Source organism: Nocardia glycosmidis (genome assembly GCF_052545115.1).
On the sequence record NZ_JBQWRH010000021.1, the window covers coordinates 1 to 11253 of the forward strand.

General features: G+C 67.1%; 9 protein-coding genes. 4 read left to right on the plus strand and 5 right to left on the minus strand.

Annotated elements, in window-relative coordinates:
• Positions 1-68: 68 nt before the first annotated feature.
• Positions 69-461, minus strand: a complete 393-nt coding sequence (locus tag ACT86A_RS23100) for a MarR family winged helix-turn-helix transcriptional regulator (RefSeq protein WP_445094292.1) — start codon at positions 459-461, stop codon at positions 69-71.
• A gap of 616 nt (positions 462-1077) precedes the next feature.
• Between ACT86A_RS23100 and ACT86A_RS23105 the strand changes: the two genes are divergently transcribed.
• Entirely contained in the window at positions 1078-4665 is a 3588-nt protein-coding gene (locus tag ACT86A_RS23105) for a protein kinase domain-containing protein (protein ID WP_445094293.1), read from the plus strand.
• A gap of 10 nt (positions 4666-4675) precedes the next feature.
• Here the strand turns inward: ACT86A_RS23105 and ACT86A_RS23110 are convergent, their stop codons facing one another.
• Positions 4676-5992 carry a class I SAM-dependent methyltransferase gene (locus tag ACT86A_RS23110; RefSeq protein ID WP_445094294.1) on the minus strand — a complete coding sequence of 439 codons (1317 nt, stop codon included), beginning with the start codon at positions 5990-5992 and terminating at the stop codon, positions 4676-4678.
• Positions 5989-7452: an FAD-binding oxidoreductase gene (locus tag ACT86A_RS23115; RefSeq protein WP_445094295.1), complete on the minus strand. Its 1464-nt coding sequence runs from the start codon at positions 7450-7452 to the stop codon at positions 5989-5991. Before ACT86A_RS23115 ends, ACT86A_RS23110 begins: the two co-directional genes overlap by 4 nt.
• A gap of 335 nt (positions 7453-7787) precedes the next feature.
• Between ACT86A_RS23115 and ACT86A_RS23120 the strand changes: the two genes are divergently transcribed.
• A complete protein-coding gene (locus tag ACT86A_RS23120) occupies positions 7788-8222 on the plus strand; it encodes an SRPBCC family protein (RefSeq protein WP_445094296.1) in 435 nt (144 codons plus the stop codon).
• 42 nt (positions 8223-8264) lie between these two features.
• On the opposite strand, the gene ACT86A_RS23125 is transcribed toward ACT86A_RS23120, so the two are convergent.
• Entirely contained in the window at positions 8265-8918 is a 654-nt protein-coding gene (locus tag ACT86A_RS23125) for a hypothetical protein (protein ID WP_445094297.1), read from the minus strand.
• A 199-nt stretch (positions 8919-9117) separates the two neighbouring features.
• On the opposite strand from ACT86A_RS23125, the gene ACT86A_RS23130 reads away from it, so the two are divergent.
• Together ACT86A_RS23130 and recR are read left to right on the plus strand one after the other, a co-directional pair.
• Positions 9118-9450: a YbaB/EbfC family nucleoid-associated protein gene (locus tag ACT86A_RS23130; protein WP_445094298.1), complete on the plus strand. Its 333-nt coding sequence runs from the start codon at positions 9118-9120 to the stop codon at positions 9448-9450.
• Between the two features lie 13 nt (positions 9451-9463).
• Positions 9464-10072 (plus strand): recombination mediator RecR, encoded by a 609-nt coding sequence (gene recR, locus ACT86A_RS23135; protein WP_364326588.1) that lies wholly within the window; start codon positions 9464-9466, stop codon positions 10070-10072.
• Positions 10073-10141: 69 nt separating this feature from the next.
• Here recR and ACT86A_RS23140 read toward each other — a convergent pair whose 3' ends face one another.
• Positions 10142-10786: a hypothetical protein gene (locus tag ACT86A_RS23140; protein ID WP_445094299.1), complete on the minus strand. Its 645-nt coding sequence runs from the start codon at positions 10784-10786 to the stop codon at positions 10142-10144.
• Positions 10787-11253 lie beyond the last annotated feature (467 nt).

Consider the following 11253-nt stretch of genomic DNA (forward strand, 5'->3'; position numbering starts at 1 on the left):
TTCCGCGTGGCGGGCTTTCGTCGTTTCGACAACGGCCGGATCAGCCAGGTCATCGCCCTGGCCGTCGGTCAGTCGGCGTGGCGCAGATCGTCGGCGGCGGACTGGTAGGCGGCCGCCGCCCGGATGAAGTAGTCGAACAGCACCTCGCGCTGGTGCGCTGAATAGCTGTCGATGATCTCGCTGATCCGCTGCCGCGCCGGGGCCAGGACCTCATCCAGATCGGCCGGTGCACCGACCAGTTCGACGGTCACCTTGCGCCGGTCGCCGGGCACCGGCACGCGGCGCACGTAGCCCGCGTCCTCCATTCGATCGACGAGCCGCGTCGTCGGGCCGGTGGTCAGTCCGCTGCGTGCGCCCAACTCGCCCGGCGTCATCGGCCCGGCGAGTTCGAGGATGTTCAGTGCGTAGAGATCGGTCGCACCCAGCTCGACCGCCCTGGCTGCGGCTTGTTCATGCAGCACGACTGCGCTCAGGTACCGCCGGTAGACCTCGCTCGTGTCCGATCGCGGCTGATGCTCCGGGGGGCGCTGGTTGCCGTCGGGTGTCGACAGGATTCCTCCAAGTCCGGTCTCGTCTAATTGGAAGATACTTTACGAATAAAGAAAGCTCCCTCGAGAAGCAATCTATCGACCGAAGTCGATCCGATATCGTCGCGGGCGACCGCACTCATTCGGAGTGGTTTCTCGGGGCCGCCCGATTGGCCGACTCCTACTTGGGTATCCGCGTTTACGGGCCGGACACGGCCGAGATAACCAGCCGAGGCGACACCTACCGGTGCGCGCACGACTGGCGCGGAATTATCCGAGGTCCAGACCTGGGCCGGCCGGATGGTCGGCAGTAAGTCGCCGCATTTCAGAACATCAAGCGCCAGAACATGATGGAACGTATTTCGTCGCTGCTCGCCCCGGACACCGAGCCCGCGGCCGAGCGCCCACCGGCGCGAATCGCGCGAGCGGCGAGACGTGTGCTCGCCCGCCGCGCTACGTTGGAGTATGCGCAGACATATCGGACATCGTGGTGTTCGGTGCGACGTTGATCGCCGGTGACGTCGGCTCGATGTGAGATCGAGGTGATCACATGAATCCACAGACGAGTTCGGGTCGGGTGGGCCCCGAATCGACTGCGGCCGAATCGAATACGCAGCATCCGGTGGCCATCGAAATCACCGACGAGCTGGAGGCGATGGGCCTGTCCGGGGCGGTGGAGATCGGCCGCGGCGGGTTCGGGGTGGTGTATCGCTGCATCCAGACCGCGCTGGACCGGGTCGTCGCGGTGAAAGTGCTCTCCTCGGAGATCGATCAGGAAAGCCGGGAGCGCTTCCTGCGCGAGGAACAGGCCATGGGCAGGCTGTCCGGCCATCCGAATATCGTCGACATCCTCCAGGTGGGCGTCACCGCCACCGGCATGCCGCTGATCGTGATGCCGTACTGCACGCACGGGTCGCTGGAACAGCTGATCCGGGATAACGGTCCGCTGACCTGGTCGGACTCACTACGAGCCGGGGTGAAGCTGGCCGGTGCGATCGAGAGCGCGCACCGCGCCCACATCCTGCACCGAGATGTGAAACCGGCCAACGTCCTGCTCAGTGGTTACGGCGAGCCGCAGCTGACCGATTTCGGGATCGCCCGCATTCCGGGCGGGTTCCGTACGTCGAGCAGCATGATCACCGGTTCGCCCGCGTTCACCGCGCCGGAGGTGCTCAAGGGCGACGAGCCGACTGTTCGCTCCGATATCTACGGCCTCGGCTCGACGTTGTTCGCGTTGCTCACCGGGCACGCGGCCTTCGAACGACGGGCGGGCGAGCGGGTGGTCGCCCAATTTCTGCGGATCACCACGCAGCCGGTGCCGGACCTGCGCGAACAGGATTTGCCGCCGGACGTGGCCGCAGTCATCGAACACGCCATGTCCCCGGATCCGCGCGACCGTCCGGTCAGCGCGTACGAATTCGGCGAAGCGCTGCGCGCCATCCAGCACGACCATGATCAGTTGCCCGATGAGATGGCGCTGCTGGACACCACGGTCGAACCCGAGTCCACACCGTCGACCGCCACCGACGAGCCGACTGCGGTATGGACCGGTTCCCGGCCCGCGGTCACCGCGCGACGCAGCTGGCCGTTGACGCTGCGGCCGGCTGTCTCGCAGCACCCGGGTACGCCGGGAACGATCACCATGCCGCCGACGGCCGTGACCAAATTTCGTCCGCCGACACCGACGCACGCCCCGGCGCCGCGGCCACGTTTGCTGAATATCTTGCGCGCGGGTGGCCGGCGCAGGCTCACGGTGATCCACGGACCCGCGGGATTCGGCAAGAGCGCGCTGGCCGCGCAGTGGCGCGCCGAACTCGCCGGGACCGATGCCGCGGTCGCCTGGATCGGCATCGACCGGGACGACGACAATGAAATCTGGTTCCTGGCGCACCTCATCCAGGCGATACGCCACGTGCATCCGGATGTCGGCAGCGGTCTGGAGCAGGTGCTCGAGGAACGGCCCGCCGAAGCTGCCGCCTTCGTGATACCCACGCTCATCGACGAGATCCATGCCGCGGGCAAGCCGGTCGTGGTGATCGTCGAGGACTGGCATCGGGTCACCGATACCGGCGCGCATCGGGCGATGGAGGCGCTGCTGGACCACGGCTGTCACCACCTGCGCTTCGTGGTGACCAGCCGGGTGCAGTCCGGACTGCCGACCGGCCGGATGCGGGTGCAAGACGAACTGGTCGAGATCGGCTCGTCCGCGCTGCGCCTGACCGAGGCGGAGACCAGGCAGATCCTGGTGCAGCGCAATGGGTTCGACCTCACACCCGAACAGGTCACCGAGATCCACACGGCCACGGACGGCTGGCCTGCCGCAATCCAGCTGGTCGGGCTGTCGCTGCGCGGCAACACCGACCCCGCACAGCTGATCGCCACCCTGTCCGAGGGTGACCACGGCATCCGCGAGTACCTCGCCGAGAACGTGCTGGACACACTGGAACCGAGGATGCTCGAGTTCCTGATGTCGATCGCGGTGACCGAGCGGGTGAGCGGTTCGCTCGCCGCGGCGCTGACCGACGAGCCGGACGCCGACCAACTGCTCGAGCAGGCCGAGCAGCGTGAACTGTTCCTGCGGCGCGTCGACCACGACCCGGACTGGTTCCGCATGCAGCCGCTGTTCGCCGAGCATCTGCGGACCCGGCTCGACCGGGTCCACCCGGGCAAGGCGAAGAATCTGCATCGCAGGGCTTCTCGCTGGTACGCCGAGCATCAGCTGCTGCGCAAGTCGATCGATCACGCGCTGGCCGCGCCCGACCTGAAGATGGCGCTCGACCTGCTGGAGAGCGGCGGCATGGACCTGATCGACGCCTCCCGCCTCGCCACCCTGCTGAGCAGCGTGTCGAAACTGCCGATGCAGCAGGTGGCTTCACGCTCGAAGCTGCTGATGGCGGTGGCCAGGGCCAATGTCAACCTGCAGCAGTCCGGCGCGGCGCGCAACGCGCTGGGCAGGTTGTCGAACATTCTGGCGAGTGGTTCGTCCAGCGACGACGATGTGCGCGTGCAGCGCTGCCAAGCGGTGGTGCTCGCCGCCGCGGACCAGATCGCGCGCGACCACACCGACGGTGTGCTGGACCGGGTTGCCGACTGTCTGCAACACCCGGACGAACTGCCGCCGTGGACGGTCTCGACCGCGGCGAACCTGACCACCTTCGTGCGCCTGTGCGAGTTCGATTTCGAAGGCGCCAGGAAGGTCCAGGAATGGGTGGAGGAGTACCACGAGCGCTCGAAGGACCCGCTCGGCATCGTCTTCGGCCGCTGCGGCCAGGGCGCGGCCGCCTACGAGGAACTCGACATCGCGACCGCCACCCGCTGCTTCCAGCAGGCATGGGACCTCGCGCGGGCGCGCTCGGGCCCGCGCTCGTACGCGGTTCGCGTCGCCGCCGCGCTACTCGGGGAACTGAGTTACCGCCGGGGCGATCTGGGTACCGCCGACCCATTGCTCGACGAGAGTCACGAACTGGTTACGCGGGTCGGCCCGGTGGACTTCCTGATCTCGACTTTCGTCGTCGGCGCCAGGGTCAAGGCGGTCCGGGGCGACCTGTACACCGCGGCCACCCGGCTGGACGAGGGCGCCCGCATCGCCATCGACAACCGTCTGGCCCGGTTGAGCGCGCACATCCGCGCCGAACGATTGCGGCTGGGCCTGCCACCGGACACCGCGGACCGCCGGTACATCGACGGCGCCGAGTCCACGCCGCTGCTCGCAGGGCACCGGCGCAGCGGCGCTGCCCTGCTCGCCGCGGAGGCCGAGGAACTGGCCGCGATCCGGGCGCTGCTCACCGAACACCGGGTCGGTTCCGATGACCGGGCCGTGCGACGCGCCCGCGCGCTCTATGACCACACGCTCGAAAAGCGCCGCCCGCGCGCGCAATTGGACGCGGCGCTGCTGCTCGCGGAATGTCTGGCCGCCTCGGGTTGGGTCGGGGAGGCCACCAACCTGCTGCTGCCCGCCGTCGCGACCTGCGCCGGGCTCGGCTGGACCAGGCCGCTGCTGGACGCCGGCCCCGGCGTGGTCGGCATCCTGCGCGTGCTGCGCGCCGATCTGCCGCCATCGGGTCAGGTCGGGGACACTGAACTGCCCGCCCAGTTCCTGGACGAGCTCCTGGACGAGGCGGGCAGTCAGGTCTTGTGAACGCGCCGGATTACGGCTGCCACCACGGCCGCAGCGGCACGGTCCAATCGCCGTCGGCGGGCAGTTTGACGCCGAGGACCTGGTGCAGTTGAACCACGTTGCGCTGGAAGCCGAGCCGGCAGCCCGCCATGTACAGGCCCCACACCTTGGCGGTGCCCTCGCCGACTTCCGCGACGCAGGCGTCCCAGTTGGCGACCAGGTTCTTGCACCATTCGTGCAGGGTCAGTGCGTAGTGCTCACGCAGGTTCTCCTCGTGCAGCACCTCGAGTCCGACGTTCTGGATATCCGAGATGATCCGGCCGGAACCGATCAACTCGCCGTCCGGGAACACGTAGCGGTCGATGAAATCGCCCGCCTTGGTGGTGCGGGTGTTATCCGGGCGGGTGATGCAGTGGTTCAGGAACAGGCCGCCGTCGCGCAGCTTGCTCTTGATGTACTCGAAGTAGAACGGGTAGTTGTGCACGCCGATGTGCTCGGTGAGACCGATCGAGGACACCGCGTCGAAGTTGCCCTCCGGTACGTCGCGGTAGTCGGAATGGCGCACTTCGGCCAGGTCGGTCAAGCCGTCCTCGGCGATCTTCTTCCGCGCCCAGTCCGCCTGTTCGGCCGACAGCGTCACGCCGATGACCTTGACGCCGCGCTTGGCGGCATACCGGACCATGCTGCCCCAACCGCAGCCGATGTCCAGCAGCCGGTCGCCTTCGGCCAACCGCAGCTTCTCGAAGACCAAGCGGTACTTGTTCTCCTGGGCCTGTTCCAGCGACCAGTTCTCGGCACCGTAGGCCGCGCAGGTGTAAGTCATGGACGGGCCGAGCACCTTCTCGTAGAAGGCATTCGAAACGTCGTAGTGGTGGTGGATGGCTTCCGCGTCCCGGGTCTTGGAGTGCCGCAGGCCCTCGAAGGCGATGCGGCGCCAGCGCGGCAAGGTCTCCTGCGGCGGCGGGGCGACCGGCTTGAGCCGCTCCCAGCCGAGCGAGCGCGCGATGGCCACCAGGGCCAGCGCGGACGGACGGCGAAACTTCAGCCCGTCTATCGCCCGCAGGATTTCGTACGGATCGCCGGGGTGTACACCGCTGGCGGCCAAGTCACCGGCGATGTAGGCGCGGGCCATGCCCAGATCGCCGGGGGCGGTCGCCAGATAGTTGATGCCGCGCGGCGTCCTGATGTCCAGTGCGAATTCCGAATCTTCCGGTCCGGTCGCGCTGCCGTCGTAAGCGGTCAGGCGGATCGGCACGTCGCCCTCGATGAGGGTCTCGAAGACCTCGGCAATGCTGAGCTTGGTTCCGAGGTCAGCGAAGACATCGGAACGGTCCCGGAATGTCGTCATTTGCGTTGCACCGCCTTCGAATACAAATCCAGCAAGCGCTGGTCTGGGTCGTAGCGTTTCTTCAGTTCGGTGTAGGTGTTTCCGCCGTAGAGCGCGGCGAACTCATCCTCGTCGTAGTAGGAATCCGAGTACAGCGACTTGTGTCCGTCGAAGTCGGTCACCGTGCGCTCGATGGCGCGGTTGGCCGCTCCTTCGCGCTGCCCCGGGAGGGTGGGTACGGCCGACCAGAATCCGACGTTGACGTAGGTTCGGTTCGGCTCCAAGGGATACAGCGGCCAGGTCCGCGCCGTGGACGCGCCGAGCGCAGCGTGGTTGTCCACCGTTTTCCCGGTCTCCCGCAATCGCAGCGGGCACAGCCAGATCGGTTCGATCGGAATCTCCCGCAGAAACCATTCCACGAAATCGGCGGTGCGCTCCACCGGTACCTCGATGTCCTGCACCACCCGCTCGCGCGGCGGATTGCCCTTGCGGGCCTCCAGCTTGTCGCCGATGTGGTACTTGTGATCCAGCGCGACCAACTTCCAGTAGAAGCTGCTGCGCCGGTAGCGTTTCGGCCAGAATCGGCGGACCCTCGGGTGCTGCGTGCCGAATGCGCGGGAGCACCAGAACCAGTCGGTGTCCCAGCGCCACAGGTAGTCGTGGATGGTGAGGCGGTCGCGCTTGGGCGTGCTCCCGTTGTGCTGGATGGACCGGTAGTAGATGTCCATCCCGGTGTAGTCGCTGGTCGGGCCGGGCTCGTCGGTCTGGCGGCCCAGCGTCAGGTAGCTCTCCTCGGCGGAGAACACCACGCCGTCGAGGTAATCGACCCGCTCGCCCTCGAACGTCCGGTCCGTCACGATCGTCGCGAGGGTCGTCTCCAGCGCCCGCAGATCGTGAAAGCGCACGTGCCGCAGGGCGACATACGGTTGCACCCGCTCCAGCTCGATCTTCAGCCGGACGGTGTAACCGAGGGTGCCGTAGGAGTTCGGGAAGCCGCGGAACAGATCGGCGTACTCGTTGTCCGGCGTCGCGGTGTGGATCTCGCCCGCGCCGGTCAGCACGTCCATCTCCAGCACCGACTCGTGCGGTAGACCGCTGCGGAACGAGGTCGACTCGATGCCGAGCCCGGTGACCGCACCGCCCAGCGTGATCGTCTTGAGCTGCGGAACGACCAGCGGCGCCAGCCCGTACGGGAGGGTGGCCGCCACCAACTCCTCGTAGGTGGTCATGCCGGCGACATCGGCAGTCTGCGCGACCGGGTCCACCGCGATGACCTTGGTGAGTCCGGAGACGTCGAGACCGGGCGCGGTGTTTTTTGCCCTGGCGCGGAAAAGGTTCGAGGTCTTCTTGGCCAACCGGACGTTGGCGTGCTCGGGTATCGCGCGATAACTCGCCAATAGGCGGTCCACACCGGCTCGATGCGCGGCAAATCCTGATTCGCGTGTAGCCGGTGCGCGTCCGGCCTTCCCCAACAGACTCACTGCCACCCCTCGACGCTAGTACGGACCGTTACCTACAGCCACCGAGAAATGATCGATCCGGCAGAAAGTCACGCGAATGTTGCATCGGGAATACCGAACGTTCGACGCGACGGGCTGTGTTCGATCCGGTACAGCGGGTACCCGGGCGGTGTTGCGCTCCCGGCCGACCATACCGGGCCGGATAGCTTGGCTACGCGAGTCGCCGCCTACGCCTGCCGGACTGGTGTGTGGACTGGTTGGACGAGACCAGAACAAGCCAGGCTGGACGGTGCGGCCACAAGGAGACAGGGCAGGATAGGGAACGGTCGAGACACCATCCGGACAAGGAGCTCATTGTGGGACAGGTCAGCGCCAGCAGTTCGATCGTCGTGGCGGCGGATCCGCAGCGCGCACTCGAGGCGATCGCCGACTACGACGCGGTTCGTCCGCGCATTCTCTCCCCGCATTACCGCGACTACAAGGTCGTCGAGGGCGGCAAGGGGGCGGGCACGGTCGCGGAATGGACGCTGCAGGCCACCGAGAACCGTGCACGGAATGTGCACGCGGTCGTGTCGGTATCGGATTCCATTGTCACCGAGCGTGATTCGAACTCGTCGCTGGTGAATACCTGGACCGTCACCCCGGAGGGCTCCGGTGCGCAGGTCACGCTGCGCACCACCTGGAAGGGCGCGGGCGGCGTCAAGGGCATCTTCGAGGGGATCTTCGCACCGCTCGGGCTGAAGAAGATCCAGGCCGAGGTGCTGGGGAACCTGCAGCGCGAACTGGCCTGACCGAAGCTGCTGGTCGGTTGCCCGATCCGTCGGCTGCGCCTGTTATGCGAGAGCGAAGGTCAGCAGCAAGGTGGTTTGGAACGCCGCACGCCACCAGGAATAGCCGAACCAGACGCCCGGAGTGACCTCGCGGATTTCGTCGTAGACCGGCGGCGTCGGTGACGGTGCGTAGTCGAGCGCCCAGACCGGGCCGCCGTCGGTCAGGGCGGGTGCGGCGTAGACGTCGGCACGCCAGGCTTCGAAACCCGCGCGGGTGATCCGGTTCATCAGGTAGCCCCCGTCCGGCCCGGTGTAGAAGGTCTTGCCTATCCACAACGGCGGCGCGAGAGCCTGCATGACCGGCGGGCGGGTCACCCAGCCATCCTTCACGCCCATGGGGATCGCGCCGAGCGGCGCGTCGCGGAAGATGGCGTCCTGCTGCGGCGGTGAGCAGCGCGACCGTAGCGAATCCAGGGTCGCCGCTTTGTCGTCCGAGTAGAGAACGCAGCCATCGCCGTAGTCGGCTACGGCCGGGACGACGCTCTCCGCTTCGGCGGGTGCTGTATCGATGGGTGCCGTATCGACGGGCGCTGTATCGATGGGCGGGGCGGGGTTGGCGTCGGCGAATGCCGAAGGGCCGGCCGCGCCGAGAAAGATACCGGGTAGGCCCAGCGCGAGCGCCACGCTGGTCAGCAAACGTAAGCCGTATGCCTGCATCGTTGTCTCCGGATTCGCTGCATCGCTTCACCCGACCTGTTTCGATGGTAGGACGAGCTTTCTCGACGCGCACTGCCCAACCTGTTACCGGCACCGCCTCGAACACCGCGAACAGCTCCGCACCGATCGGGCCACGCCCGGCAGCCGGCGCGGCAGGACTAGGCTGGCCGCTGACACCTTCCCCAGAGAGGACCCTCCCGTGCAGCCAGGTGGTCAGTTCGATATGCAACAGTTACTCGCCCAGGCGCAGCAGATGCAGCAGGCGGTGCTGGAAGCCCAAGCCGAGATCGCGGCGAGCGAGGTGGACGGCGCGGCGGGCGGCGGGCTGGTCAAGGTCACCATCAAGGCGACCGGTGAGGTGGTGTCGCTGATCATCGACCCGAAGGCCGTCGACCCCGACGACATCGAGACCTTGCAGGACCTGGTGATCGGCGCGGTCAACGACGCGATGGCGAACGCGCAGCGCCTCGCCGCGGAACGGCTCGGGCCGCTGTCCGGTGGTCTCGGCGGCGGTTCGCTGCCCGGTTTCTGAGCCGAGGTAGCCGTTGTACGAGGGGCCGGTTCAGGATCTGATCGACGAGTTGGGCAAGCTGCCCGGCGTCGGTCCGAAGAGCGCGCAGCGGATCGCCTTTCATCTGCTGCAGGTGGAGCCGCCGGAGATCGATCGGTTGCAGGCCGCCCTGCAGAAGGTGCGGGACGGCGTGCGGTTCTGCGTGGTGTGCGGGACGGTCTCCGACGGCGAGCTGTGCCGGATCTGTGCCGACCCGCGCCGCGACCGCGCCATGATCTGCGTTGTCGAAGAGCCCAAGGACGTGCAGGCGATCGAGCGCACGCGGGAGTTCCGTGGCCGCTACCACGTGCTCGGCGGCGCGCTCGATCCGCTCAGCGGCGTCGGCCCCGACCAGTTGCGGATCCGGGAGTTGCTGGCGCGCATCGCGAATCAGGAGGACGGCGTCGACGTCACCGAGGTGATCATCGCGACCGATCCGAACACCGAGGGCGAGGCAACCGCCACCTACCTGGTCCGGATGCTGCGCGATTTCCCCGGTCTGAGCGTGACCAGACTGGCTTCGGGCCTGCCGATGGGCGGCGATCTGGAGTTCGCCGACGAGCTGACCCTCGGTCGCGCACTGTCCGGGCGGCGCGCGCTCTAGCGGCGCTCGTCCTGAGCCGCGCTCGAATTCCGGCACGGCGACCGGGGAGCGCGCACGGGCGGTGGGAGGTCAGAGTTCGACGCGGGACCAGGCGAGGCTGGGGAAACGGGCCCGCTCGTCGTTGGCCCAGTCCCAGATGATGGCGGCCACGATGGCAGGGTCGGCGACGGAGGTGCCGAAGTGTTCGTCGGGGGAGCCGTCGCGGTATTCGAGGGTGTAGACCCCCGCGTTCCCGCGGTAGGTCTGGATGTAGAACTGCTCGCTGCGCTCGACGACCAAGTAGGGGTTCGGCGGGCTCAACTCTGGAACCCACTGTTCGGCAAGCGATTTGGTCAGGTACGGAAACTCGCCCGCGCCGCCGTGGGTGACGATGGCCGGGATGTGGCCGGCCGGATCGATCAGCCAGGCCAGCTGCGGGTCGTAGACGGCGTAGTTCAGCGGAGTCGCGAGTTCGAACAGCAGGTGGCGCACGAAGCCGATCGCGTCGTATGGGCAGGGCACGTAGAGCGCCGTGCCGGTGTCGGCACCGCCCACCGAGACCGTGCTGAGAAAGCTGTCCGCTTCGGGTAGCTCCGCGTTGCGGTTGTTGAGCTCGGCCGCGATCTGCGCGACCGCCCCTGCTTCGGGGACGCCCTGTTGGGTGTTCAGATAGGCGTCGACCTGCGCGATCGACGACGCGACACCGGAGGGCAGCAACACGTGGTCATAGCTCACCTCGGCCAGGGTACGGAACCGCGAAAGCGTGCCGGCGGGTCGAGTCGCCTTCCGTGCAGCGGCAGCCGCCCGCGAGGTCGCCGCAATCGATGACGAAGGCGTGCCGGGCATGGGCCGGATCCATGCACCGCTCCTCGGTGCATTCGGAGATTCGGCCGGCATGCACGATCAGCGTTCCGTGGCAGTGGTCGAACGCGGAGTCGCAGGATGAACAACTTGTTGTGCGCATGTGACCTCCTGAAGGGACCGGAGTTGTCATTCGGTGATATCGCCACCGCAATCGGTGCGGTTGGACCCATTGTCGCGCGGGTTGCCGCACTTTCTCGATCATTCAGCAATCATGTCGCAACTTTTTCTTGGTGGTGGGTAACGTCCATTGCTCCGCCGGTATTCAGGGCTGCTACATGCGAAAATGTCACGGATGGCCTAGCGATCCCGGCGGGCCGGGCGTTCTGGTTTCCCGGCGA